Genomic DNA, 24654 nt, shown 5'->3' with positions numbered 1-24654 from the left:
AGGTGAACTGCGCCGAAACGTTTGGTGGACAAGCCGTTCCGTTGCGGTTGCTACCAGACGATGGCGGCCATGTCCCTATTGTCCGAGCACACGCTGCGCACCGCGGACTGGATGTCCGCGGCGGTGATGATCTGCAGGTCCTCAACCGTGACCGGCTGTCCGGCACGTTTCTGCGCGACGACCCGGGTGTCGCGAAACCCCTCGGCGCGTTCGATGACGTTGCGGGCGAATCGGCCGTTCTGCATGGCGTCGATCCCGTGCCGGCCGCCGGGGGTGGTGTAGTTGCGGATGGTCGTCGCGGCGTCCAGGAAGGTCTCGCGCGCGGCCTCGTCGAGCAGGCTGGCGCGCGGTGTCGCGTAGCGGTTCGCGATCTCGACGATCTCGTCCGGCGAATACGACTCGAACCTCAGCTTGCGGTTGAATCGGCCGGCCAGACCGGGGTTCACGGTGAGGAACGCGTCGACCTCGTCCTCGTATCCGGCACCGATGAAACAGAAGTCGAACCGGTGCACCTCCAGCGCGACGAGGAGCTGGTTGACGGCCTCCATGCCGATCATGTCGGGCGTGCCGTCCTGGTGGCGTTCGATCAGCGAGTAGAACTAATACCCAGATCCCTCTTACGACAATCCTGCGTGAATGCTATTGCGGCGCTGGTCAGGTGCCTGCACCGCGGTCCGCATTGCGAAATTAACTATTTCGTCAAAAAATCCGGGGCGCCGATCTCGTCGGGATAACACCGGTGCAATTCCATTTCCGCAATCGCAGCCGATTATCGGGGCTGCGACGGTGGGCCGGTGCGGCTCGAGAGACGCTACGCGGGGCCGCGTCCGTCACCCGCCAGTAACAGCAGCAATCGGGTGCCACCGAGCGGGCTGGTGTACAGCGCCGCGGTACCGCCGTGCAATTCGGCCTGTTGGGCGACCAACGCCAACCCCAGCCCCGAGCCCGAGCGCGAGGCCGTCGACCCGCGGGTGAACCGCTCGAACACCGTCGCGCGCTCGGCTTCCGGAACACCGGTGCCGTCGTCGTCGACGGCGATCTCCACGCCCGCGCCGGAACTGCTGACCGAAAGCTGAATCTTGCCGGCGTTGCCGTGCTTGACGGCGTTGGCGATGGCGTTGTCGATGACCAGCCGCAGCCCCGTCGGCAAGCCCACCATCAGGACGGTCGGCGAGGGCACCAGCGACACCTCGAGATCGGGGTAGATGCGCGGGGCGTCGTGTGCGGCGCGGTCCAGCAGCTCGGTGACGTCGAAGGGGACGAAGTCGTCGACGGTGGTCAGCTCACCCTGGGCCAGCCGCTCCAGCGCCGTCAGGGTGCCCTCGATGCGGCTCTGCGTGCGGATCACGTCACCGATCACCTCGTGGCGCTGTTCGGGCGGCAGGTCCAACGTGGACAGCACCTCGAGGTTGGTGCGCATGGCCGTCAACGGGGTGCGCAGCTCGTGCGAGGCGACCGCCGCAAAGTCGCGCGCCGATTCGAGCGCCGCCTTGGTCCGCTGTTGCTCCTTGCCGATGCGCGCCAGCATGCCTTCGACAGCCTCGGCGATCTCGACGGCCTCCCGCACGCCGCGCACCTGCACCTCGTCGGGGCTGGACTGCGCATTGATGGCGCGCGCCTGCTGGGCCAGCAACAGGAACGGGTTGACCATGATCAACGAGATCACCCAACCGACGACGACCGTGCCCCCGATCACGCTGGCGCAGATCAGCAACACCCGCAGGTGAAGTTCGTTGATCCGGTGCTGCGCCTCGGCCACCGGCGCGGCCAGCGCGATGGACGCCGGGCCCGCGGTGAAGGTCCGGACCCGGTACTGCACGCCGTTGATGGTGGTAGTCGCGTAACCGTTGGGCAGCTCGGGCAGCACGATGTTGGCGGGCACCGACGCCGTCACCCCGGCAAGCCGCACGGTGCGCACCAGGTTGCCGTCCGGCATGGGCCGGTCCGGACTGGTCAGCTCGGCGCCGTTGATCAGCGTGTTGATGTCGCCCAGGCTGCTGACCGAGTCGAGTCGCCGATCGAGTTGGCTGTACTGATCGTTGGTGACACCCACCCACACCCACGTGCCCAGCAGCACCACGAGGGTCATCACCGACAGGGCGGCGACGATGACGATGGTGCGCAGCGATAGCACCCGCATCGGCAGCTGGACATGCGGTAATGCGGGAATGTCGGCCTCCTTCGAGTGCATTGCGATGCGATACGCGCCGGGGAATGCCGACCGCCTCCACACCACCCTCACAGCAATACCGATTGGTCGCCGCGAAGCGCCGGGTGTTTTGCACAGAAATCTAGCGCCCCCGTTCGGCGCACCCCGTCAGGACGACGCGTTTTGCGTCGGACCGCGGTGAGTGAGTACTCTCTCACCATGCAGGGTTCTGGGCGCGACCGGTTGCTGGCAGCCGCGTTGAAGCTGTTCGCCCAGAAGGGCTACGCCGCGACGTCGGTGGCCGACATCCAGCGGGCGTCCGGGCTGGCGCCCGGATCGGGCGCCTTGTACAAGCACTTCGGCTCCAAGCGCGAACTGCTCGAGGCCGCGGTCGCCTACCGGATCGACAGCATCGTGGCCGCCCGCGAGCAGTACGACGCGGACTCGCCGGGGGGCGTCGAGCAGGCGGTGCGCATCGCCGGACAGCTCATCTGGAGCAACCTCAAGCAGGGCGAGGACCTGCTCAAGGTGATGCTGCGGGAGCCCGCCGAACTCGGTGATCTCGACGAAAAGACGTGGCAGGTCATCACCGACAACGCCTATCAGCGTTTCGCCGATGAGCTCGCTGCGTCCAACCGCTCGGGCCGCACGTCCATCCCGGATCCCGAAGCGGCGGCCGCCGTCGCCATCGGGTCGCTGTCCTACGCCGCCACGCTTCAGGCTCTGACGGGGCGCCTGCCGGGAAATATCGACGAAGACCGCTACTTCGAGGCCTGGGTCAGCCAAACCGTCAGCGTCCTCGATCAATACGACAACCGGAAACACCAACCAATTCAGGAGTGAAGCTGTGACGTTTTCACTGCAACTCAGCGACGACGTGGTCGAGGTGCGCGACTGGGTGCATCAATTCGCCGCCGAGGTCATCCGCCCCGCGGCCGCCGAATGGGACGAACGCGAGGAGACGCCCTGGCCGGTCATCCAGGAGGCCGCGAAGGTCGGCCTCTACTCCCCCGACTTCTTCGCGCAGCAGGCGGCCGAGCCGACCGGCCTGGGCATGCTGACCGCGTTCGAGGAGATGTTCTGGGGCGACGCCGGAATCGCGCTGTCCATCATGGGCACCGGCCTGGCGGCGGCGGCGTTGGCCGGCAACGGCACGCCCGAGCAGATCGGCCGGTGGCTTCCCGAAATGTTCGGCACACCAGGCGATCCCAAGCTCGGGGCGTTCTGCTCCTCGGAGCCGGACGCGGGCTCTGACGTCGGCGGCATCCGCACGCGGGCGCGCTTCGACGAAGCGACCAACGAGTGGGTGCTCGACGGCACCAAGACGTGGGCGACCAACGGCGGCATCGCCAACGTGCACATCGTGGTCGCGTCGGTCTACCCCGACCTCGGCACCCGCGGCCAGGCGAGCTTCGTCATCCCGCCCGATGCAAAGGGTTTCAGCCAGGGTCAGAAGTTCAAGAAGCACGGGATTCGCGCCTCCCACACCGCCGAAGTGGTCCTCGACCAGGTCCGCCTCCCCGAGGACGCGATCCTCGGCGGACGCGAGAAGTTCGAGGCCCGCATCGCGCGCGCGAAGTCCGGGTCGTCGACCCGCGGACAGGCGGCCATGAAGACCTTCGAACGCACCCGCCCGACCGTCGGCGCGATGGCCGTGGGCGTGGCGCGGGCCGCCTACGAGTACGCGCTCGACTACGCCTGCCAGCGTGAGCAATTCGGCCGTAAAATCGGCGAATTCCAGGCGGTCGCGTTCAAGCTCGCCGACATGAAGAGCCGCATCGACGCGGCCCGGCTGCTGGTGTGGCGGGCCGGCTGGATGGCGCGCAACAACCAGAACTTCGACGCCGCGGAGGGGTCGATGGCCAAGCTGGTGGCCAGCGAGACCGCCGTCTACGTCACCGACGAGGCCATCCAGATCTTGGGCGGCAACGGGTACACCCGCGACTACCCGGTGGAGCGGATGCACCGGGACGCGAAGATCTTCACAATCTTCGAGGGCACCAGCGAGATTCAGCGCCTGGTGATCTCGCGGGCGGTGACCGGCCTGCCCATTCGGTAACGGTCAGCGCCGGGCCCACTCCTCGGCGAGCAGCTCGTAGGAGCGCACCCGGTCCCGGTGATCGTGGGTGATGGTCGTGACGAGCAGCTCGTCGGCGCCCGTGGCGTCGCGCAGTCGCTCCAACTGATCTGCCACTTCGCTTGCGCTGCCGACGAATTGGGTGTCGACTCGGTCGGCGACCAGGCGACGGTCGGCTTCGGTCCACTTGCGTTCGCGCGCCTGCGCCGGCGTCGGGAAGGGGATGGCACCCTCGCCGGTGCGGATGCTGCGCACCCAGGGACCGTAACCGGCGGCCAGCTCGCGGGCGGTGGCGGAGTCCGCGGCCACGACGACGTCGGCCGACACCGAAACGTAGGGGCGCTCGAGCACCTCCGAGGGTCGGAACGCCGCGCGGTAGGCGTCGGTCGCCTCCAGCACCGCGGACGGGGCGACGTGATAGTTGGCGGCAAAGCGCAGGCCCCGGTTCCCCGCCACGACGGCACTCTCCCCGCCGCTGCTGCCCAGGATCCACACCTGCAGGGCGGCGCCGGCGCCGGGCACCACGTGCGCCTCCTCGCCGTCGTCCGAGTGGTAGGTGTCGGCGAGCAGCGCCAGGACGTCGTCGACCTGTTCGGTGTAGTTCTGCGATTGCGCGCCCGGCAGCTGCAGCAGCGCCTTCTGCAGCGCGAAGCGAGGCGAGCCCAGCAGCGGTGTCGGGTCGAACGGCGGGGGGATGAGCAAGCCGTTCGGGGTGTGCCCGTCGACCAGCTCCCGGCACCCGACCGGCGCCGACGGTCCGCGGGGGGTGCCCCCCGACCGCCCCAGGCCAAGGTCGAAGCGGCCCGGGAAGCGCGCGTCGAGCAGGCCGAACTCCTCGACGGTGGCCAGCGCGGTGCGGTGGCCCATCTGCACGGCACCCGAGCCGAGGCGGATCGAGGTGGTGTGCTCGGCGGTGAAGGCCAGCAGCAGCGCGGGCGACGTGCCGGCGACCCCGGGGTTCAGGTGGTGTTCGGCGAACCAATACCGGGTGTAGCCCAGGGATTCGGCGCGTTGCGCCAGGTCGATCGTGTTTCTGATCGCCTGTGCCGCAGTGGATCCCGAGGAGATCGGGACCAGGTCGAGCACCGCCAGCGGGGTCGTCATGACCGTCAGGAGGCCACGTCGGCCGAGGTGTCCGCGGATCGTCGCGGAGCGGGCAGCGGCGCCAGGCCGAGGTGCTCCCGCAGCGTGGTGCCTTCGTAGTCGGTGCGGAACGCACCGCGCTCTTGCAGCAGCGGCACCACCTGATCGACGAACTCGTCCAGGCCGCCGGGGGTGATGTGCGGCACGAGGATGAACCCGTCGCTGGCGTCGGCCTGCACGAAGTCGTTGATGGTGGCCGCGACGGTCTGTGCCGATCCGATGAACGACTGGCGCCCGGTGACTTCGACGATCAACTCCCGGGTGGTGAGGTTCTCCGCAGCGGCCTTCTCCCGCCATTGGTTGGCGATCGCGATCGGGTCGCGGAACATCCGAACGCTGGCACGGCCCCGGGAGATCGTGTTGTCGCCCACGACGGGGTCCACGGTGGGCAGCGGCCCGTCCGGGTCGTGGTCGGACAGGTCGCGGTTCCACAGCTGTTCGAGGAACTTGATGGCCGTCTGCGGCGACACCTGCGCCAGCCGCACGTCGTGGGCGATCTCGGCGGCCTCGGCGTCGGTGTCGCCGATGACGAAGGTCGCGGCCGGCAGGATGAGTAGGTCGTCGCGGCGGCGCCCGTATCGGGGCAGGCGGCCCTTGACGTCGGTGTAGAACGCCTGCCCTTCGGTCAGCGTGCTGTGCCGGGAGAAGATCGCGTCGGCGGCGGACGCGGCGAACTCGCGGCCCTCGTCGGAGTCGCCGGCCTGGAAGATCACCGGCCGGCCCTGCGGGCTCCTCGGCACGTTGAACCGGCCGTGGATGGCGAAGTGCGCGTCGGTGTGGGCGAACGCCCCGGCATCCGGGTCGGATAGGAAGACGCCGGTCCGCTTGTCCGCGACGATCTCGTCGCCGCGCCAGGAGTCGAACAGCTCCAGCGTGGTCTGCAGGAAGGTCCTGGCCCGCTCGTAGCGTTGGCCTTCGGCCAAAAAGCCTCCGCGGCGGAAGTTCTCGCCGGTGAAGGCGTCCCAGGACGTCACCACGTTCCACGCGGCGCGGCCGGCGGACAGGTGATCGAGCGAGGCGAACTGCCGAGCCACCTCGTAGGGCTCGTTGAAGGTGGAGTTGATGGTGCCGGTCAGCCCGATGCGTTCGGTGACCGCCGCCAACGCGGCCAGCACGGTGAACGTGTCGGGGCGGCCGACGACGTCCAGGTCGTAGATCAGGCCGTTCTGCTCGCGCAACCGCAATCCCTCGGCCAGGAAGAGGAAGTCGAACTTGCCGCGTTCGGCGGTCTGGGCGAATCGCGCGAACGAACTGAACTCGATGTGGCTACCGGCCGCCGGGTCGCTCCACACCGTGGTGTTGTTGACACCCGGGAAATGCGCGGCCAGATGAATTTGCTTTGTCGGCTTGGTCATTGGATAGTTCCTTCGGGGTCAGGCGTTCGCGTAGCGGTTGGCGGGGCGGGCCAACCCGAGCGTTCCGCGCAGCGTGTCGGCCGCGTAGGCGTCGCGGAACGCGCCCCTGCGCCGCAGTTCGGGAACGAGACCCTCGGTGATCTGCACCAGGTCGTGGGGCAGCGCGGCGGGGCGTAGCCGAAACCCGGGCAGGCCCGCGGCGTGCCACTCCTGCAGTAGGTCGGCCAGCTGCGTTGGCGTACCGACGAAACTGGTTGCATCGCTGTCGAATTCGATGCCGGCGGCGGCGTCGAGGCGGCGCCGCCGGGCGTGGGCGGCCGCGGAGGTGTGGTCGAGGAACACCACCAGGTCACCGAAGAGGCGGACCGCGGCGTCCTCGCCGCGCCCGACGGCCCGTTGCAGCGCACCGATCTCCACGACGATGTCGGCGGCGTGCGCGGCGTCGCGCGGGGTGACGAACCCGATGTCCGCGCTGTCCGCGATCAACTGGTAAGACGGGCCGCCGTGGCCCAGGGCCGCGACGATCGGCTGCCCCTGCGGTGGCCGCGGGGTGATCGACGGTCCCTTGACGGAGAACCAGCGGCCCTCGAAATCGATGTAGTGCAATTTGTGCCGGTCGATGAAGCGTCCGGAGGCGATGTCGCGGATCTCCGCGTCGTCCTCCCAGCTGTCCCACAATCGGCGCAGCACCTCGACGTAATCCGATGCCTCGGCGAAGTAGTCGCTGAGCTGTTGCCGGCTCGCCGGGTCGTCGAGGAAGTCGCGGGACAGCTGCGGCAACGAGCGGCGCCCGAAGTGTGCGGCCGCGTCAGCCCTCGCCGCGACCTGCACGCGGACCCCGGCGCGGCCGGTGCTGACGTAGTCCAGGGTGGCGATGGCCTTCGAGACGTGGAACGGCTCGGTGTGCGTCACGATCGCGGTCGGCACGAACCCGATCCCGCGCGTGCGCGGCGCGACGCGGGCGGCGATGAGCACCGCGTCCAGCCGACCGCGGACGCGGTCCGTCCGGGAATCGGGGGACAACGGGTCGTCTGACTGCACCGTTAACGAGTCTTCGATCGTCACGAAGTCCAGCGCGCCCCGCTCGGCCTCGCCGACCAGATCGGCCCAGTAACGAGCTCCGAACACCTCGGCGGGCCGGGCGTCGGGTTCCCGCCACGCCGCGGGGTGCCATCCCGCACCGTCCAGCGCCGCGGCGAGATGCAGTCGCGTTGACGAATCAGGCATCGGCAGGGCTTCTTTCGTCGATGTACAGGAACGACCGCAGGGTGCGAACCTGCCAGCACGCCGTGTAACACAAATTTTAGTGACCGGATTCCTGGTGGCGTTTCGTTGCGCGACCGCCCCGACGGTGCCGCGCGGCGGCGCGACAGGCGATTAACCGGTGGGCCGCCAGGAATCATGCCGATTCCAAAGCCGCCCACACCGGGCACCGGTCCCGCCGGAGATGATGACGGCATGAGCACAGAGATCCGCGTACTCGACACCGAGAGCGACCTGATCGCGGCGGCGAACGTCTTCCGCACCGCCATGATCGGCTTCCCGCCCCTGCCCGAGTTGGCGCCGGGCCAGATCACGCGACTACTGGAACCGGGCCGAACGATCGGGGCCTTCGTCGACGGTCAGCTCGTCGGCACCGCCGACGCCGTCACCAGCGGGCTGACCTTGCCCGGCGGCGCGGTCGTCGGCCACGCGGCGGTCACCCACATCGGCGTTTTGCCGTCGCACACCCGACGGGGCCTGGCCACCGCGTTGATCGACCACCAACTGCGCGACGTCGCCGCGCGCGGCGAGGCGGTGGCGACGTTGCGGGCTTCGGAGGCCACGATCTACGGGCGCTACGGCTACGGCGTCGCCACTGTGTCGCAGTCCGTCGAGGTGGACACGTCGAGGGCGGCTCTGCGTCCCGGCGTCGGGGCCGGAGGCCCCGTGCGGCTCCTCGACGCCGCACACGCGTGGGAGACGTTGCCCCGCATTTACGACGAACACCGTCCGGGCCGCCCGGGCACCATCGACCGGCCGCCGGCGTGGTGGGAGGGCGTGCGGTTGCGCACCCAATCATCGCCGGGCCCAACCTATGTGGCGGTACATGGCAATCCGGGAGCGGAATCCGGCTTCGTCCGTTACCGCCCCGCGGACACCGACCAGTGGTTCGTCAGCCGGCAGCGCAGCATCGTGGTCGAGGATTTCTTCGCGCCCACCGCCGCGGCTTACCTAGGCCTGCTGCGTTTCCTGCTCGAACTCGACCTCGTTGACCGAGTGGTCTTTTGGATGCTCCCCCTGGACGATCCGATGCCCTGGCTCGTCGCCGACCGGCGAGCGGTCCGCGTGACCGCGGTCCACGACGAGACGTGGCTGCGTGTCGTCGACGTTGCGCAGGCCCTGTCCAAACGCCGGTACCTCGGCGCGGATGAGATCACCGTCGCGGTGAATGATCCGCTACTGCAGAGCAATTCGGGCACATACGCAATCACGGGCGCCGGTGCCGAACCGACCGGGCGGCCGGCGGAACTCGAGGTCGACGTCGAGGGGCTCGCCGGGGTCCTGCTCGGCGGCGCGACGTGGCGCGAGCTCGCCCTCGCCGGGCTGGCCCGCAGCGCCGACCCGCGCGCACTCGACGCCGCCGACCGGTTGTTCGCGGTGCCCCAAGCCCCGCACGCCGGGTTCTTCTTCTAGCCGCCCGACCGGCGCAGCGCGAGCCGGATTCCCGCCACCACCAGGTCCGGTTGGTGGATCTGGACGAAATGATCGCTGCCGGTGGCGATCAGGTGCGGCGTCTGGGGACGCAGCCCGATCAGGCTCGCCGTGGCGTCCCGCCACGCCTGCTCCAACGCGGCGCCCTGCTCGGGCGGCACCTCGGGAGGGACGGCGAACGGCTCCGTCCGGCTCAGCACGACGGTCGGTATCGCCGGAAACGCCGGCGCCGCGGCGACCTGCTCGACGCTCTTGTCGATGTCGATCTCCTCGTACACCGACGAGTCGGTGAACTGCGGCAGCGGCCGATCCAGCATCCGGCGGTACGCCGGCCAGTTCGATCCCATCAGTCCGGGAATCTCCACGGCGAACGCGTCGACGAACACCACCGCGCGCACCTGGTCGGGAAAGGTCTGCGCGTAGAGCCTGGCGAACAGTCCGCCCAGCGAGTGCCCCGCCAGCACGTAAGGGCCCGGCACGTGCGCGGCGGCCAGCAGCGCATGCAGGTCCTCGACGACGTCGTGCGCGGTGCGCGGCATCGCGGCCGGCGAGCTGCGGTCGGTGAGTGTGGGTGGGTCGGCGTAGCGCAGCGTGCCCGGCCGGTCGTAGGCGCAGACCCGGTGATCGGCGGCCAGGGCGGGCAGCACGGCGGGGCCGACCGCCGGCACCGCGGCGTCGGACTGGGTCCACGGGTCCGCCGAGTTGTGGTAACCGGACTCCAAAACGATTGTGGGCGCGCCGCTTCCGCGGCAGGTGAGGTAGAGGTGGCGGCCCCCGCCGATGTCGACGGGGCCGGCGACGTCTCCTGAGGCTGCGCCGCGGTCGGAGGGCGCGCCGCAACCACTCAGGGCCACCAGCGTCGCGGCCGCAGCCACGGCGATCTTCCCCACCCGTCGCATCGCCCGCATCGCGCCATTCTGCGGGCATTGCCTACGCTCGGGTCAAGTCGCGGGAGGAGGCCGGGCGGTGCGGGGGGCGATGCTGTGGGCGGTGGCGGCCGTCGGGTACCTGGCCCTGGAGGCGGTCGCCGCCGCGAGCTATCACCCCGCCTACAGCTACGCCCGCAACTACATCAGCGACCTTGCCCTGCCGAGCGGTGCCACGGTGCACGGTCAGGTGATCGATTCGCCGCGCGCGGTATGGCTGCGGGTGGCGTTCGTCGGGCAGGGCGTGTTGTTCTTCCTCGGCGCGCTGCTGAGCGTGCCGGGGCGGCCGCGCCGGAGCTTCGCGTTCGTGGCGGCGGCGGGAGTCAATGCGGCAGGCAATGTGGTGATCGCGACGGTGCACAGCGGCACGGTGCACGTCGTCGGCGCGGTGTTGGCCATCGCCGGTGGCAACGTCGCCATCGCGCTGGGATCGACGGCCGTCGAGATTCAGAACGCGCGGCGCGTCTACATCCGCGCGTCGAAAGCGCTTGCGGCGCTGGGCTTGGCGTGCCTGGCGGTGCTGGCGGTCAGGTCGGTGACGGGGCACCCCGGGGTGTTGGCGGCCGGGGTGTGGGAGCGTGGCAGCGTCTACTCGATCACGTCGTGGCAGTTGCTGACCGGCGGCTGGCTGGTCGCCGACCGGTGGGCTACCCGCGCCGCCGCGCGATCCGGGTCTCCAAAGCGCCCAGGATCATGTCGCTGAGCTTGCCCAGGGCGGCCAGCAAGACGATCGCGAGCAGCATGACGTCGGTGCGTCCGGTGTTCTGGCTGTCGATCAGCAAGAAGCCGAGGCCCTTCGACGAGGCGATGAGCTCGGCGGCGACCACGAACAACCAGGCGTTCGCCAGGCCCAGCCGCAGCCCGTTGACCAGCTCCGGGGCCGCCGCGGGCAGCATCACCGTCGTCAACAACGACCCACCGCGCCGACCGTACGCGCGCCCCACCTCCAACAGGTGCGCGTCGACGTGTGCGAGCGCCGACGCCGTCGTGGTGTAGATCGGGAAGAACGCGCCGATCGCGACCATCAGGATCTTGGGTGTCTCGTCGATGCCAAACCACAACAGGAGCAACGGAACCCAGGCCAGGGACGGCACGGTGCGGAAGGCGGCGACGGTCGGCGCGAGCAATCGGCGCGCAGTCAGCGACAGCCCGACGAGCGAACCGAGCGCGAGCGCCGCGACGGCGCCGGACAGGTAACCGACCAGCACCCGCGACCCGCTCGCGCCCAGGTGCGTCCACAGGTCGCCGCGCCGCAGCAAAACGCCGAGCGCGGAGACGACGTCGCCGGGGGGCGGCAGCTGGCTGGGCGCGAAGTAGCCCGTGACCGCCGTGGCGAGCTGCCAACTCACCAGCAGCAGCACCGGGACGACGAGCCCCACCAGCACCCGCCGCAGCCGCCCCAGCCGCGCCGAGCCCGCGGTCAGTGCGCCTGCAGGATGTACTTCGGCTCGATCAGCGTGTTCAGCGCGTTGTTGCCGGCGTCGTCGGATTTGATGTCGGAGTCGGCCACCGCCAACGGCTCCACCTTGGTCAGCACCGCCCGCTGCGCGTCCCCCGGCACCGGGTTGATGTCCACCAGGGTCCGCGTCAGTTCCTCCTGCGCCACGCTGAGCGGGATGTTCGCCTGCGAGGCCAGCAACGCTGCCAGTTGATCGGGATGCGCCTTCGCCCACTTGCGGGCCTCCTCGTAGCTGTTGACAACCGCCTGCACCGCATCGGGGTGGGCGGCGATGAAATCCTCCCGGGCGTTGAGAAACCCGTAGCTGTTGAAGCTCGGGTTGCGGTAGATGAAACGCGAGCCCGATTGCTGAATCGTCTCGGCGATGAACGGATCCAACCCGGACCACGCGTCGACGTTGCCGCGCTCCAGGGCGGTCTTGCCGTCGGCGTGCTGCAGGTTCACGATCTCGATGTCGTTCGGCGAAAGGCCCGCGGTCGCAAGCGATTGCAGGAGGAAGAAGTAGGGGTCGGTGCCCTTGGTGACGGCAACCTTCTTGCCCTTGAGATCGGCGACGGTGTTGATGGGCGAGTTCTTGGTCACCAGCAGCGCCGTCCACTCGCCACCGGCGTAGAGGTCGATGCTCTTGATCGGCGACCCGTTGGCGCGCGCGACCAGCGCGGCCGAGCCGGCGGTCGACCCGACGTCGAGCGCCTTGGACCGCAGGCCCTCATTGGCTTTATTGCTGCCGGCCGAGAGCACCCACGTGACGTTGTAGCCGCGGTTCTCCAGTAGGTGCTGGTCGCGGACCACCAGGCTCAGCGGGCTGTAATAGGCGTAGTCGAGGTGGATGTCCTTACCGGCGGAGCTGCCCGAGTGCGATCCGCAGCCGGCCGCGGCGATCACGCCCGCGCTCACCGCGATCGAGGCCAGTCGAGCTCGCCGGCCGGGGCGGCCTGTCACCATGCTTGCGTCTCCTCTGCGACGGCGGATCTGACGTTGTCGCTGCCGCGGCGGGGCACCCCGAGCTCGTCGAGTAGCCGCTCGCGCAGCGCGGTGAGCCGCGGGTCGCCGCGGTCGCGCGGTTTGGGGATCGCCACGTCGTATGTCGCCGCGATGCCGGCGCCGCCGGTTTCGTCGGCGCGCAGGATCAGCACGCGGTCGGCGAGGATCACCGCCTCGTCGACGTCATGGGTGACCAGCACCGTGGTGGTGCCCGCCTCCTGCTGCACCGCGTCGAGCAGATCCTGCATGCGCAAGCGCGTCAGGGCGTCCAGGGCGGCGAGCGGTTCGTCCAGCAGCAAGACACCGGGGCGGCGGGCCAGGGCTCGCGCCAGGCCGGCCCGCTGGGCCATGCCGCCCGACACCTGGCGCGGATAGTGGTCCCGGAACGGGGTCAGACCCACGACGTCCAGCCAGTGCCGGACGTCGTCGGAGCCGCCGGCGCGTGGTGTGCCCGGCGCCAGGCCGAATTCGACGTTGCCGGCCAGCGACCGCCACGGCAGCAGGCGCGGCTCTTGAAACACCACGGCGCAGCGCGGGTCGATGCCGCGCACGCCGCGGCCGTCGATCTCGATGCGCCCGCCGCTCGGCTGATCGAGGCCCGCGATGAGGCGCAGCAGCGTCGATTTGCCGCTACCCGACGCCCCGAGAAGCGCGACGACCTCGCCCGGCTCGATGTCGAGGTCGACCTGATGCAGGACCGCGTGGCTCCCGTAGGTCCGGTCGACCCCGCGCAGCGACACCCGTGCCGGCGCGGGACTGGTCGACATCACCCGCGCAGCTTAGGAACCGTGACCGCCGGTCACCAGATTTGGGCTAGGCGAGATTAAAACGGCTGCGCGCGCTCAGCCGTGGGGGGCTTCGGAGATTTTGCTGTCCGGCTTGCCGAGGGTCTGGCAGTAGGTCGTCGCGGACAGCCGCGTCGCCGAGATCTCCACGTTGGTGGGATCTGCGCCGCTCTTGTCCTTAAGCATCTTGCTCACTTCGTCGTTCTGCTTCTTCTCGTCCTGCGAGGTGAAGTCTTTGCACTTGGTGTCGCCGCCGGTGTTGACGATCTGGGAAGCCGAACACGCGCTGGACAGCATGACCGCGATCGCGAGCGCGGCGGCCGCAATTTGCTTCATCGTTTGCCTTCCTGGGTCCGAGTAGTGGTATCAGTACACCAAATCGGTTGGTTTCAAACCCGAGAACGTGACGTGCCCACGGCCGCTTGGAGTTTGCAGCGCCCCCGTCGCAGGGCGGCTGCGGCGTCGCCGGTGCATGGCGCGCCGCCTGGCGGGAATAAGTACCGGGGCGGCGTCGCGTTGTACTGCGTCGGCACGAAAGTGGAGGGGCGAATCGGTGACGTCGAATGCTGTGACGGGCCGCGACCGTCGGCCGGTATCGCAGGCCGCCGGTGACCGGGGGTTGTTCGCGTGCGTCCTGGCCCTGCTGCTGGCGACGGGCTGGGTGGCCAACCACTTCGTCGGTCTGATGCCCGTCATCAGCGATCGCCAGCACCTGTCCACGACGACGCTGGACGCGATCTTCGGCATCTATGCGGTGGGCTTGCTTCCCGGGCTGCTGGTCGGTGGGCGCGTCTCGGACGCGATCGGACGCCGGCCACTGGCGCTGGCGGGCGCCGCGGCGACGCTGGCCGGGACGGCGGCGATGCTGGTTTCCCAGGAGACCGGCGTCCTGTTGGCGGGCCGGCTGATCGTGGGAGTCGGGGTCGGCCTGGCGGTCAGCTCCTGCACCGCGTGGGCGTCGGACCTGCGTGGGGCGGCGGGCGCGGCGACGGCCGGGGCGGTGCTGACCGCCGGGTTCGCCATCGGCCCGTTCGCCGGCGGCCTCATCGCCTGGGCCGGCGGGTCGGGTGTCCGGCTGTCCTTCGGGGTCGCCGCCGGCATCGTCATGCTGGCGGCGGCCCTGACCGCCGCGACGGCGCAGCCCGCCGCGGCGGCGCCGGCGGCCCCGGCGGTCCCGGAGATGTCGGAGGGCCCGGCACCGGCGGCCCCGCAGGGCACCGCACGCGCCCTGAGTTGGGCGATGCCGCTGGCACCGTGGGTGTTTGCCTCGGCCACCCTGGGTTTCGTCACCATCCCGGGCCGCATTCACACCACCCTCGCGGCGCCGATCGCCGCGGGCGTCGCGACGCTGTTGGTCAACGGCATCAGCGGCGTCGTCCAGGTGGTGGCCCGCGCCCTGCGGTGGGGGCCGCGGACGGGAACCGCCGGCGCCGTGCTGGCCGCGCTCGGCTACGCGGTCACCGCGGCGGCGCCGCCCGGCCTGACGCCGGCGCTGGGCCTGCCGCTGTTGCTCGTCTTGGGCTGCGCGTCGGGGCTGTGCCTGCGCGAGGGCCTGATCGACTTGGAGGCCGCCGCCCCGCAGCACCTTCGCGGCGCGCTCACCGGGCTGTTCTACGTGGTGACCTACCTCGGCTTCGGGCTACCGCTGGTCCTGGCGACCACGAGCGCGCCGGTCTCCGCCTGGATCCTGGGTGTGATGGCGGTGCTCGCCCTGGTCGCGGCCGTCGCCCGCGCGCTGCGGCTACGCCGGGATCGACACCGGCAAGCGGCCCGCTAGATCAGGCCGCGCAGAGTCTCGATCAGCTTGACGCGCTCGGCCGACGTCTCGGCGATGGGTGACACGTTGAGCGTGGTGACCCCCGCCTCGCGGAACGCCGCCAACCGCTCCCTGACGAACTCGCGGCTGCCGATCAGGTTCACGTCACGCACCAATTCGTCGGGAACGACCTTGGCGGCGCCCTCCTTGTCGCCGGCCAGGTAGAGCTCCTGGATCCGGTCGGCCTGCGGGCCATAGCCGTATTTGGTCGCCAACGCGTGGTAGAAGTTCTTGCCCTTGGCGCCCATCCCGCCGATGTAGAGCGCCAGGTGCGGTTTGACGAATTCCCGCAGTGGCTCGACGTTTTCACCGATGGCCAGCACGGGCCCGGCGAACACGTCGAGCTCACCCAGCGCCGGGTCGCGCTTGGCCCGGCCGTCGGCCAGCGCCTGACCCCACACGTCGTGGGCCTTTTCCGGCAGGAAGAAGATCGGCTGCCAACCCTCGGCGATCTCGGCCGCCAATTCGACGTTCTTGGGCCCCAGCGCGGCCACCAAAACCGGAATCCGTTCGCGCACCGGCTTATTGATGAGCTTGAGAGGTTTGCCCAGCCCGGTTCCCTGCCCCGCGGGCAGCGGAATGGTGTAGTGCGTGCCCTCGTGCTTGACGGTCTCGCGCCGCCACACCTGGCGGCAGATGTCGATCACCTCGCGCGTGCGGCCGATCGGGGCGTCATAGGGCACACCGTGGAAACCCTCGATCACCTGCGGCCCGGACGCGCCCAGGCCGAGGGTGAACCGACCGTCGGAGACGTAGTCCAAGCCGGCCGCGGTCATCGCCGTCAGCGTGGGGGTGCGGGTGTAGAGCTGCAGGATGCCCGACGCCAACCCCACTCGTTCGGTGCTGGCGGCGAGATACCCGAGCGCGCTGACCGCGTCGAACGAATACGCCTCCGGCACGAACACGATGTCCAGCCCGGCGTGCTCGAGGTCGGCGACTTCCGCGGCCACATCCTTGAATCCGCCCGCGTAATTGATGCCCAAACCGATTCGCATGGTCATTACTATGACGCGCCGCTGAACTGCTCGGCCAACAGGACCGCCTCTTGCTGGATCCGCTCGAATTGCGCCCCCATCGCGGTGGACAGCGCCGTCGCGCCCGACAGCGGCCGCACCATCACCATGAAGTCGTCGATCAGCCCGTCGTCGTCGAAGTGCAGGAAGTCGCAGCCGGTGACGCGAACGCCCGGCGCGCCGGCGATGCCGGTTTCGAACACGAACGCGTGGTCGCGGCCGCCGGCGTCGCGGATCTCGCGCACATAGCGGAAGTCCTCGAAGACCCGCAGCACGCCTCGCAGGATCGCGGCCGTGATCGGCTTCCCGACGTACGGCTTGAAGGCCACCGGGCTGGTGAACACCACGTCGTCGGCCAGCAAAGCCTGGATGCGAGTCTCGTCGCGTTCTTCGACGGCTTTGCGGAAGGGATGCATCAGGAACCTCGCATAGTCAATTTGTTGAATAGTCGAGCCTGACACTAGCTCGGTCGCTGACAGCTGTCCATAGGGTGATTAATCACTTTGTTGACTATCTCGGGGTATTCTTCGCCGGTGTCGCTGCGTGACGCCGTCCTGGCCGCCCTGCTCGAGGGCGAGGCGTCCGGCTACGACCTGGCCAAAGGCTTCGACGCCTCGGTCGCCAACTTCTGGATGGCCACCCCGCAACAGCTCTACCGCGAACTCGACCGGCTGGCCGCACAGGGTCTCGTCGAGGCCCGGGTCGTGCAGCAGGAACGCCGACCGAACAAGCGCATGTTCTCCCTGACCGACGCGGGCCGCGACGCGATCGCGCAGTTCACGGCCAAGGCGCCTCGGGCGTCGGTCATTCGGGACGAACTGATGATCAAGGTTCAGGCATCCGATGCCGGCGACGCGGGCGCCATCGTCACTTTTGTGCGGGAGCGACTGCACCGGGCGACAGCAAAACTGCACCGCTACGAGCGGTTGCGGACACGCCTGCTCGAGGACCGCGCCGAAGACGACTACCTGGCGCACGCCGAGCGGGTGGGTCCCTACCTGACCCTGCTGCGCGGAATCGCGTTGGAGCAGGAAAACATTCGGTGGGCCGAGCGAGTGCTGCCGATCCTCGAGCGGCGCCGGGACCGCTAGTCGCCGCCGGGTTCGGCCGCCCCGACGCGGGAAGCGCCGTTGCCGCCGCCCGGCGGGGGCGTGGTGAGCGCATCACCGGGATGTTGCTGCCCGAGCAGTTCGTCGTGCCCCACCTCGGGCACGGTAGAGTCACCGCCCGAGCCGCCGCGCTTGCCGGGCTTGCGCTTCGGCGCCTTGTGCTCGGCGGGCCCCCCGTCGCTGCGCCGATCATCGACCGCCGTCGCACCCGACGCGATCTCGATGGCCTTCTCGGTGTACACCCGATAGCCGAAGTTCGGCGTATAGCCGTGGATTTCGGGTGTGTCGAGGTCGCGCATGAACTGCAGGATGCCGTGGCTGAACACCTGCCCGGGCACCAGTACCGGGAATCCCGGCGGGTAGGGCGTCACGTACGTCGCCGAGACCACGTCCACGCCGGCGTCCAACCGCTCCTCGATCTGCTGACCGCTGAGGTACTCGCAGTTGGTGTCGTCGTAGGACAGGTAGAACCCGCGGCGCACGTCGCCCTCGGGCGTGGGTTGAGAGCCGGAGTGATCCAGGAAGGCGGGGTGGAAGCCGCTGAAATCCGGCAGCGGCAACGACATTTCGGTAAGCCGGTAGACCGCGCGCTCGAAATGCTCCCGCTCACCGAGGCTCATCTCCGAGATGTTCTGGTCGAGCTCGCGGGCGATGTTGACGAGCACCTCGACCAGGAAGGCGACCGAGCTGCGGGTGGTGCCGATGTTGGTCATGAACAACACGCTGTTGCGCGACGTCTTGTTGATCTGGATGCCGTAGCGGTCCATCAGCTGCTGGCGCTTGAACGTGTCCCCGTCATAACCGGTGTGGCCGATGTAAAGCGTGATCCGCGACGGGTCGAGCACGAATTCGTCGGACTCCCACGCCGCCATCATGTTTCGCAGCCCCGAGCGCAGCGGTTGGGCGATGGCCGACGGCCGGAAGTCCTCCGGGATCAGGTCCGACGTGCGCAGGCACCGCATGTACTTGCTCAGCAACGGGTGGTTGTCGATCGCGTCGCGCAGCTGCATGGCGTTCTCGATCTGCCGTTGCACCAGCTCGACGCCCTCGAGCGCCACCTGGCGGCGGCCGAGGTCCAACGACGCCAGGATCTGGTAATTCGGTGAGGTCGACGTGTGGGCCATGTAGGCCTCGTGGAACGGCTCCGCGACCTTCTGGTCGAAGTCCTGGTCGAAGACGTGGATCATCGACCCCTGGCGCAGGGCGGTCAGCGTCTTGTGCGTCGACTGCGTCGCGTAGACGCGGACCCGCGCCCGCGCCGGGTCGGGACGCAGGCGCCGCTCGAGCAGGTCGTCGTCGCTCGGCTCGTCGCCGCCCTGCCCGGCCAGCTCCTCCTCGTGGCGGCGCCGGTACTCCGGGTCCTGCAACCGCTCCCGCAGCGCGCGCGCCGACGCCATCGCCGTGCGCGTGCGATAGACGGGGTGGAACCGTGCGAACGCGAACCAGGCTTCGTCCCAGAGGAATACGAGGTCGGGCTTGATGGCCAGGCACTCTTCCATCACGCGTTCGACGTCGTAGACGATGCCGTCGAAGGTGCAGTTGGTCAGCGACATCATCTTGACCCGGTCGAGCTTGCCGGCGCGTTTGAGCGCCAACAGCTTGGACTTGATCTCGCGCAGCGGCACGGCGCCGTACATCGAGTACTCGTTGAGCGGATATGCCTCCAGGTACACGACATTCGCCCCGGCGAGCATCATCCCGTAGTGATGCGACTGGTGGCAGTTGCGATCCAGCAGCACGATGTCACCCGGCGCCACCAATGCCTGGGTGACGATCTTGTTCGCCGTCGACGTGCCGTTGGTGACGAAGTAGGTGTGCCGCGATCCGTAGGCCTGCGAGGCGAGCTGCTGCGACTCGCGCAGCGGGCCGGTCGGTTCGAGCAGTGAATCGAGCCCACCGCAGGTGGCCGACGTCTCGGCCATGAACACGTCCAGGCCGTAGAAGCCCACCATGTCTTTGATCCAGTGCGAGTTGACGATCGACTTGCCCTGCGAGATCGGCAAGGCGTGGAAGACGCCGGTCGGCCGGTGGCTGTATTGCTTGAGCGCGCTGAAGAACGGTGTGCGGTACCGCGCGGCGACGCCGTGCAGGATCGACAGGTGCAGCTCGAGCATGCCTTCCCGGGCGTGAAAGACCCGACGGAAGTACTGGCCCAACCGCCCGGCGATGTCCTCCACGTCGATCTCGGTCATCAGGTACAGGTCGAGCTCGGGCCGTAGTTTCGCCAGCTCGACGGCCAGGATCTGCGCGCGTTCTTCGGGGGTCTGGTGGTCGTTGAGTTCGTCGGACACCGCGGCGTCGACGAATTCCGTGAGCGCCGACAGGTCCCGGGTGGACTGGTGGGAGAAGCGCCGCCGGATGACGACCGCCTGCAGGTTCACGTTGAGCCGCGCCGCGATGAGGGCCTCGTCCCCGCTGGAGACCACGACGAGCTCGTAGACGAATTCGTCGTCGGGGCGCCGCCACTTGCGCACCTCGTTGCGCAGCGCCCGCTCCTGGTCCTCGGTCATCTTCTCCACGACGAGCACCTCGAAGTAGGGGCGGTCACGCTGCGACGCCGGCTGGTGCTCGATCAGCTGGCGCGGGTCAGAGGGGAACATGTCGAGCTCGTCGGCACCGGCGTTGTCCACATCGCCCGACCGATACGACTCGGTGGTCAGCGCGCGGTTGATCTGCGCGGCGGCCTGGGCGAACTTGTCATACTGACCGCCGGCGAAAAGGCGTTGCACGCGCGCGAATTGGGGAGCCCCGGGGTAGGCCCAATACGGCTCCAGGGTGCTCAGGCGGCTCAGCAGATCTTGGCAGGCCCCGGCCCACTTGTCCTTGAGGGCACCGGTGGTCGTCGGGCGGGTCAGCCGGTCTGCGGCTTCCTCCAGCCGGCACCATGAGTCACTGCGGACCTGCCACAGGCTGTTGTATGCGCGCAAGTGTTCGGTCATGGCCGCCCTTGTCGAAGGTGCGGGCCGAATCGTTCGACCCGTCGGTCAAGGCTTCCAGAACCAGTGCGCACCACGGTGACGACGAGGCGAACAACCGGCGTCCGTCACGTGACGGCGGCACCCGTCGGTCAGCGCTCGCGGACGGCGGTGAAAAACTTGGTGCGCAGCAGCCGATCGAAGACGGCCGGCAGCTCGGTGAACGGCCGTCCGTATTCGGTGGCCGCCTTGTCCACCAAGTCCACGCCGGTGACGCGCCAACCCCGTTCGCGCAGAAAGGCTTTCGTATCGGTGCGAGGATCGTCATACCAGAGCTCGGCGACGGGCGGCTGATTGGCGTCCTGGCTGATGGTGGGCACGTTGTCGGCGAAGTCCGCGATCTCCCCGGGCGCCGGACCCAGTTCGGCGGCGATCTGGCTGCCGACGGCCGACAACTCGTGCACCTTGTCGAACAGCGCGTCCTGGGCGGCGCCGGGCAGGTACGGCAACAGGCCCTCGAGCGCCCAGGCCGTCGGCCGCCCCGGGTCGAAACCGGCCGCCACGAGCGCCGCGGCCCAATCCTCGCGCAGGTCGGTGGCGATGGTGACGCGGCGGGTCGACGGCGTGGCCGGCTGCGCGTCCAGGACCTGTTGTTTGAACTCGAGGACGCGCGGCTGATCCACCTCGAACAGCGTGTGGCCCGCCGGCCACTCCAATCGGTACCCGCGCGAATCCAAGCCGGCTGCGAGGAGCACCGCCTGCGGCACGTCGGCGCGGGTGAAGAAGTCGTCGAAGAATCGGGTGCGCACGCCAACCCACTGCGCGTTGAAGGCCGCGGGGCTGGTGAGGTCGGCGTCGGCGACCGCGGCGCTCAGGTTCGGCTCGCCCGCGGCGGCGACGAACCCGGCGGCGAAGTCGTCGTGAGCTAGCGGCGGCTCGAGCTTGGCGTCGAGGGCACGGGCGGCGCAGACGGCCAGCGCCGTGAATCCGACACTCGTCACGATGTCCCAGCTGTCACCGGCCGTACGCGGCATGACCGCCTCCCTCATGGTCGTCGCGGGCGCGCGCGGGAAGTGCCCGCACCGCCGGCGATTCTTCGCATTGCTAACGAGAGCGTACGCCGCCGGCGATCAGTCGTGGGCGGCCCCGACCGCGTCGATCCCTAGCAGGCCGCGCAGCTGGGCCGCCGAGTATTCGCCGGCGCCCCGACCGCCGCGCACCGCGTCGCGTGCGGCGCGCGCCAACGCGCCGTTCAGCGGCGCGTCGCCACCGTGCCGGTGGGCCAACCGGACGATCTCGCCGTTGAAGAAGTCCGTCTCGACGTTGCCGGTGTTGCGGCTCAACGATTGCCAGGTGGAGTTGTTGGGGCCGCCGTCCCAGCCGGACACCGGTCGCACGGACGGCCCGTCGGCCCGCGCCGCCGTGGATTTCTCGAACGGCACAAAGTCGATCGCCGCGCGCCGCAGCACCGCCTCGCCTTCGCGGCGCACCGCGTCGACCACATCCGCCGCATCGGTCGCGCCGGCCGTCAGGGCCCCCACCGCGTTGCCCAGGTTGCTCAGCAACTTGTTGTACTTCCACGCAGCGACGTCGTCGACGATGCGCACGAGAATGCCGGCGTCCGTCCAGGTTTCGGCGATCTCCGCGAGCAGCCGCGCGTCCTCGGCCGTGCTGATCGACGCCGGCCAACGGGCGACGTGGAACTGCCCCGCGACGGGCCAGGACCGCGCGATCACCTCCCCGGGCTCGAGGTGCACCGCCGGCAACCAGACGCAGACACCGAACACCCGCCGGAAATAGCGCAGCGCTTTCTCCTCGGCCACTACCCCGTTCAGCGCGGTCAGCGCGGGCAGCAGGTCGCCCGCGGTGCCGAGGACGCCGCCCGGTCCGTGCACCGGTTGATCGGCCCAGTCGGCCAGCGCCGCGTCGAGTTGCTGCGTCTTGGTGGCAAAGACCAGGACGTCGCCGGCGCTCAACCGGACGTCCTCCGGGCGCGACGCCGCCTCGACCGGGGTGATGAAGATACCGTCGGGCGTGCGCAAGGTGAGGCCTACGTCCGCCAGCACGTCGGCGTGCCGGCCGCGCGCCACCAACACGGTCGGGGCACCGGCCCGCGCAAGCACCCCACCGATGGTGCCGCCGATGGCGCCGGCACCGACGATCACGTAGCGGCGCCTCGTTGTGCGCTCACCGTCTGGGTGGCCCCCGCCACCGTCACCCGCGTCCGTCACCGCCGCCTCCCGTCGTCGCGCTTGGGCCCACCGAGCGCGAGCGTACTTCGGGTGGCCCCGACGCGCCGCCGGCGCGAGCCGGGACCGGTACCGTGGGTTGCGACATGAGCGATTACCGTTCCCCCTCCACCGGCCGGCGTGTACGGGCCGTCCTGTTCGACACCTTCGGAACCGTCGTCGATTGGCGGTCGGGAATCGCCGAGTCGGTGCGACAATTCGTGCGGACGCATCAGGTTCCGCTACAACCGTTGGATTTCGCCGACGACTGGCGCAGCCGGTACAAGCCCGCGATGGCCCAAGTGCGCACGGGCAAGCGGGGATTCGTGTCGCTCGACGTGCTGCATCGGGAAAACTTGGAGGCCGCGTTGCGCGACCTCGGCGTCGCCCCCGAGGCGTTGCCCGGCGACGAGCTGGAATCGCTGGCCCGGGCGTGGCGTTGGTTGCCACCCTGGCCGGACAGCGTCGAGGGCGTCACGGTGATCAAGCGGCACGCGATCGTCGGGCCACTGTCCAACGGCAACACCGGGCTGCTCGTCGAAATGGCCAAATTCGCCGGACTCCCGTGGGACGTTGTGCTGGGCAGCGACGTCAGCAGGGCATACAAGCCCGATCCGGCCGCCTACCACGCGCCGGCACGGCTGCTCGACCTCGATCCGGGTGAGGTCATGTTGGTCGCCGCGCACAACTCCGACCTGGACGCGGCCCAACGATGCGGCCTGGCAACGGGTTTCGTGGCCCGGCCCACCGAATACGGTCCGGACCAGGATGACGACCTGACTCCCTCCGGCGCGTGGGACGTCTCCGGGTCGTCCCTCACCGAGCTGGCCGGGCTGCTGTTCGGCTGACGCCGGTTTAGATCCGGGTGCGCGGATGCGCCCGGTGGTGGCACCGTTAGCCGAAGGCCCTCGTATCAAGCATTTTTCGCGCACGCCCACGCCGCCCGGGCCCGCGCATCGTCTCGCCGGCCAACGCCGCCTGCTCTACAGTGAAGCGGTCACGTCACAGCCCGGACGGAGAAACGCATGCCCCTGCCGACGGACCAGCACCTCCTGGAACTGAGCGACCGCATCCTCGCGACCTTCACGAAAATCTTCGGCGAACAGCCCGACATCCGGCCCGCCCACGGCAAGGGGACCTTGGTGACCGGGCACTTCGCACCGTCGGCGGCGGCGGCCGAGCTGTCGATCGCCCAACACTTCGGCCAACCGTCCACACCCGTCCTGGTCCGGTTCTCGGATTCGACCGGCCTGCCGCACATTGCGGACACCGATCCCAACTCCTTGCCCAAGGGCATCGGCATCCGGTTCGTGCTGGGCGAACACGTGCACACCGACATCATCGCCCACTCGATCGACGGGTTCCCGACTCGCACCGGTGACGAATTCCTCGAACTCCTGGAGGCGCAGGCCATCAGCGACCCCGCCAACCTGGCGGGGTCGCCGTTGGAGGCCTTCCTCGGCGCCCATCCGGCGGCGCTGCGGTTCGTGCAGACACCCAAGCCCTTCCCGACCAGCTTCTCCCGCGAGTCGTTCTTCGGCGTCAACGCTTTCGCGTTCACCAACGCGGCGGGGCAGAGCAGCTACGGGCGCTACCGCGTCCTTCCCGAAGCCGGCACCGAATACCTCGACGACACCGCGGTGCAGGCGCGAGGCGACGACTACCTGTTCACGGAGCTGGCCGAGCGCCTCGCCGCCGCGCCGGTGCGATTCACCGTGGCCGTGCAGCTGGCGCAGGACGGCGACGCCATCGACGATGCGACCATTTGCTGGCCCGACGACCGGGAGGTCAGGGAGCTGGGCAGGCTGGAACTCACCGAGCCGGTGGCCGACGACGCCGCACAGCAAAAGCAGGTGATCTTCGACCCCATTCCGCGGTTAGCCGGAATCGATCCCTCGGACGACCCGCTGCTCGAACTGCGCGCCGCGGTCTACCTGCTCAGCGGCCGCAAGCGCAGGGCAGCTTGACGACGCCGTCGGGAATGCCGCGGGGTTTCGCGCG

Annotated in this window: 22 protein-coding genes and 1 pseudogene; 8 read left to right on the top strand and 15 right to left on the bottom strand. The window is 69.3% G+C overall.

The features are described 5' to 3' along the window. Positions 1-50: 50 nt before the first annotated feature. Together A5700_RS12090 and A5700_RS12085 are read right to left on the bottom strand one after the other, a co-directional pair. A pseudogene (locus tag A5700_RS12090) lies at positions 51-599 on the bottom strand (type VII secretion AAA-ATPase EccA); the annotation flags it as partial. Positions 600-811: 212 nt separating this feature from the next. After that, positions 812-2140 (bottom strand): HAMP domain-containing sensor histidine kinase, encoded by a 1329-nt coding sequence (locus A5700_RS12085; RefSeq protein ID WP_068072962.1) that lies wholly within the window; start codon positions 2138-2140, stop codon positions 812-814. A 228-nt stretch (positions 2141-2368) separates the two neighbouring features. Here A5700_RS12085 and A5700_RS12080 point away from each other — a divergent pair, with 228 nt between their 5' ends. Beyond that, positions 2369-2992 carry a TetR/AcrR family transcriptional regulator gene (locus A5700_RS12080; protein WP_068072942.1) on the top strand — a complete coding sequence of 208 codons (624 nt, stop codon included), beginning with the start codon at positions 2369-2371 and terminating at the stop codon, positions 2990-2992. 4 nt (positions 2993-2996) lie between these two features. Then, complete coding sequence (locus A5700_RS12075) at positions 2997-4208, top strand: acyl-CoA dehydrogenase family protein (RefSeq protein WP_068072940.1); 1212 nt, start codon at positions 2997-2999, stop codon at positions 4206-4208. A gap of 3 nt (positions 4209-4211) precedes the next feature. Here A5700_RS12075 and A5700_RS12070 read toward each other — a convergent pair whose 3' ends face one another. From A5700_RS12070 to A5700_RS12060, 3 genes are read right to left on the bottom strand one after another with little or no spacing between them, the layout of a single operon-like run. Beyond that, positions 4212-5330 carry an LLM class flavin-dependent oxidoreductase gene (locus tag A5700_RS12070; protein WP_068072938.1) on the bottom strand — a complete coding sequence of 373 codons (1119 nt, stop codon included), beginning with the start codon at positions 5328-5330 and terminating at the stop codon, positions 4212-4214. Positions 5331-5335: 5 nt separating this feature from the next. Then, positions 5336-6724, bottom strand: a complete 1389-nt coding sequence (locus tag A5700_RS12065) for an NtaA/DmoA family FMN-dependent monooxygenase (RefSeq protein ID WP_068072937.1) — start codon at positions 6722-6724, stop codon at positions 5336-5338. A gap of 18 nt (positions 6725-6742) precedes the next feature. Continuing rightward, positions 6743-7951 carry an LLM class flavin-dependent oxidoreductase gene (locus A5700_RS12060; protein WP_068072936.1) on the bottom strand — a complete coding sequence of 403 codons (1209 nt, stop codon included), beginning with the start codon at positions 7949-7951 and terminating at the stop codon, positions 6743-6745. Positions 7952-8182: 231 nt separating this feature from the next. Here A5700_RS12060 and A5700_RS12055 point away from each other — a divergent pair, with 231 nt between their 5' ends. After that, positions 8183-9400, top strand: a complete 1218-nt coding sequence (locus tag A5700_RS12055; protein WP_068072934.1) for a GNAT family N-acetyltransferase — start codon at positions 8183-8185, stop codon at positions 9398-9400. On the opposite strand, the gene A5700_RS12050 is transcribed toward A5700_RS12055, so the two are convergent. Further along, positions 9397-10326, bottom strand: a complete 930-nt coding sequence (locus tag A5700_RS12050; RefSeq protein ID WP_068072932.1) for an alpha/beta fold hydrolase — start codon at positions 10324-10326, stop codon at positions 9397-9399. The two genes, A5700_RS12055 and A5700_RS12050, sit on opposite strands and share 4 nt — an antisense overlap. A gap of 58 nt (positions 10327-10384) precedes the next feature. Here A5700_RS12050 and A5700_RS12045 point away from each other — a divergent pair, with 58 nt between their 5' ends. Further along, positions 10385-11047, top strand: coding sequence for a DUF998 domain-containing protein (locus A5700_RS12045; protein WP_197502906.1), 663 nt, complete (start codon positions 10385-10387; stop codon positions 11045-11047). Here the strand turns inward: A5700_RS12045 and A5700_RS12040 are convergent. The 4 genes from A5700_RS12040 to A5700_RS12025 all read right to left on the bottom strand — a co-directional run bounded on the left by A5700_RS12040 (position 10992) and on the right by A5700_RS12025 (position 13908). Then, positions 10992-11693, bottom strand: coding sequence for an ABC transporter permease (locus A5700_RS12040; protein WP_068072961.1), 702 nt, complete (start codon positions 11691-11693; stop codon positions 10992-10994). The two genes, A5700_RS12045 and A5700_RS12040, sit on opposite strands and share 56 nt — an antisense overlap. A gap of 71 nt (positions 11694-11764) precedes the next feature. Further along, positions 11765-12748 (bottom strand): aliphatic sulfonate ABC transporter substrate-binding protein, encoded by a 984-nt coding sequence (locus A5700_RS12035; protein ID WP_068072928.1) that lies wholly within the window; start codon positions 12746-12748, stop codon positions 11765-11767. After that, complete coding sequence (locus A5700_RS12030; protein WP_197502908.1) at positions 12742-13527, bottom strand: ABC transporter ATP-binding protein; 786 nt, start codon at positions 13525-13527, stop codon at positions 12742-12744. Before A5700_RS12030 ends, A5700_RS12035 begins: the two co-directional genes overlap by 7 nt. Positions 13528-13629: 102 nt before the next feature. Continuing rightward, a complete protein-coding gene (locus A5700_RS12025) occupies positions 13630-13908 on the bottom strand; it encodes a hypothetical protein (RefSeq protein ID WP_068072926.1) in 279 nt (92 codons plus the stop codon). Positions 13909-14140: 232 nt separating this feature from the next. Between A5700_RS12025 and A5700_RS12020 the strand changes: the two genes are divergently transcribed. Further along, positions 14141-15349 carry an MFS transporter gene (locus A5700_RS12020; protein WP_068072924.1) on the top strand — a complete coding sequence of 403 codons (1209 nt, stop codon included), beginning with the start codon at positions 14141-14143 and terminating at the stop codon, positions 15347-15349. On the opposite strand, the gene A5700_RS12015 is transcribed toward A5700_RS12020, so the two are convergent. Then, entirely contained in the window at positions 15346-16383 is a 1038-nt protein-coding gene (locus A5700_RS12015) for an LLM class F420-dependent oxidoreductase (RefSeq protein WP_068072960.1), read from the bottom strand. The two genes, A5700_RS12020 and A5700_RS12015, sit on opposite strands and share 4 nt — an antisense overlap. Positions 16384-16391: 8 nt before the next feature. After that, a complete protein-coding gene (locus tag A5700_RS12010) occupies positions 16392-16817 on the bottom strand; it encodes a nuclear transport factor 2 family protein (protein ID WP_068072922.1) in 426 nt (141 codons plus the stop codon). Between the two features lie 117 nt (positions 16818-16934). On the opposite strand from A5700_RS12010, the gene A5700_RS12005 reads away from it, so the two are divergent. Next, positions 16935-17492, top strand: coding sequence for a PadR family transcriptional regulator (locus tag A5700_RS12005; protein ID WP_068072916.1), 558 nt, complete (start codon positions 16935-16937; stop codon positions 17490-17492). Here A5700_RS12005 and A5700_RS12000 read toward each other — a convergent pair. The 3 genes from A5700_RS12000 to A5700_RS11990 form a co-directional block, all read right to left on the bottom strand. Continuing rightward, positions 17489-20449 carry an aminotransferase class I/II-fold pyridoxal phosphate-dependent enzyme gene (locus A5700_RS12000; protein ID WP_231973881.1) on the bottom strand — a complete coding sequence of 987 codons (2961 nt, stop codon included), beginning with the start codon at positions 20447-20449 and terminating at the stop codon, positions 17489-17491. The genes A5700_RS12005 and A5700_RS12000 overlap by 4 nt on opposite strands. Positions 20450-20577: 128 nt before the next feature. Continuing rightward, positions 20578-21459 (bottom strand): SAM-dependent methyltransferase, encoded by an 882-nt coding sequence (locus A5700_RS11995; protein WP_068072914.1) that lies wholly within the window; start codon positions 21457-21459, stop codon positions 20578-20580. A gap of 96 nt (positions 21460-21555) precedes the next feature. After that, complete coding sequence (locus A5700_RS11990; RefSeq protein ID WP_231973880.1) at positions 21556-22656, bottom strand: ketopantoate reductase family protein; 1101 nt, start codon at positions 22654-22656, stop codon at positions 21556-21558. A 104-nt stretch (positions 22657-22760) separates the two neighbouring features. Between A5700_RS11990 and A5700_RS11985 the strand changes: the two genes are divergently transcribed. Together A5700_RS11985 and A5700_RS11980 are read left to right on the top strand one after the other, a co-directional pair. Further along, the gene (locus A5700_RS11985) at positions 22761-23501 is read left to right on the top strand and encodes a haloacid dehalogenase type II (protein ID WP_068072910.1); all 741 of its coding nucleotides are present in this window, start codon (positions 22761-22763) and stop codon (positions 23499-23501) included. Positions 23502-23678: 177 nt separating this feature from the next. Next, positions 23679-24620 (top strand): catalase family peroxidase, encoded by a 942-nt coding sequence (locus A5700_RS11980; RefSeq protein WP_068072908.1) that lies wholly within the window; start codon positions 23679-23681, stop codon positions 24618-24620. The last annotated feature ends 34 nt before the right edge of the window (positions 24621-24654 follow it).

It is taken from the genome of Mycobacterium sp. E1214 (assembly GCF_001666755.1).
Taxonomy (GTDB): Bacteria; Actinomycetota; Actinomycetes; order Mycobacteriales; family Mycobacteriaceae; genus Mycobacterium.
Note: the sequence above shows the minus strand (reverse complement) of the source record. Positions and strands in the feature narration are given on the sequence as shown.

Excerpts from the sequence above, each read along its gene's own strand:
- A5700_RS11995 (WP_068072914.1), bottom strand. The coding sequence starts at position 21,459 with ATGCCGCGTACGGCCGGTGACAGCTGGGACATCGTGACGAGTGTCGGA.
- A5700_RS12065 (WP_068072937.1), bottom strand. The coding sequence starts at position 6,724 with ATGACCAAGCCGACAAAGCAAATTCATCTGGCCGCGCATTTCCCGGGT.
- A5700_RS12080 (WP_068072942.1), top strand. The coding sequence starts at position 2,369 with ATGCAGGGTTCTGGGCGCGACCGGTTGCTGGCAGCCGCGTTGAAGCTG.
- A5700_RS12050 (WP_068072932.1), bottom strand. The coding sequence starts at position 10,326 with ATGCGGGCGATGCGACGGGTGGGGAAGATCGCCGTGGCTGCGGCCGCG.
- A5700_RS12060 (WP_068072936.1), bottom strand. The coding sequence starts at position 7,951 with ATGCCTGATTCGTCAACGCGACTGCATCTCGCCGCGGCGCTGGACGGT.
- A5700_RS12025 (WP_068072926.1), bottom strand. The coding sequence starts at position 13,908 with ATGAAGCAAATTGCGGCCGCCGCGCTCGCGATCGCGGTCATGCTGTCC.
- A5700_RS12085 (WP_068072962.1), bottom strand. The coding sequence starts at position 2,140 with ATGCGGGTGCTATCGCTGCGCACCATCGTCATCGTCGCCGCCCTGTCG.
- A5700_RS12010 (WP_068072922.1), bottom strand. The coding sequence starts at position 16,817 with ATGCATCCCTTCCGCAAAGCCGTCGAAGAACGCGACGAGACTCGCATC.
- A5700_RS12000 (WP_231973881.1), bottom strand. The coding sequence starts at position 20,449 with ATGACCGAACACTTGCGCGCATACAACAGCCTGTGGCAGGTCCGCAGT.
- A5700_RS11980 (WP_068072908.1), top strand. The coding sequence starts at position 23,679 with ATGCCCCTGCCGACGGACCAGCACCTCCTGGAACTGAGCGACCGCATC.
- A5700_RS12035 (WP_068072928.1), bottom strand. The coding sequence starts at position 12,748 with ATGGTGACAGGCCGCCCCGGCCGGCGAGCTCGACTGGCCTCGATCGCG.
- A5700_RS11985 (WP_068072910.1), top strand. The coding sequence starts at position 22,761 with ATGAGCGATTACCGTTCCCCCTCCACCGGCCGGCGTGTACGGGCCGTC.
- A5700_RS12070 (WP_068072938.1), bottom strand. The coding sequence starts at position 5,330 with ATGACGACCCCGCTGGCGGTGCTCGACCTGGTCCCGATCTCCTCGGGA.
- A5700_RS12015 (WP_068072960.1), bottom strand. The coding sequence starts at position 16,383 with ATGCGAATCGGTTTGGGCATCAATTACGCGGGCGGATTCAAGGATGTG.
- A5700_RS12055 (WP_068072934.1), top strand. The coding sequence starts at position 8,183 with ATGAGCACAGAGATCCGCGTACTCGACACCGAGAGCGACCTGATCGCG.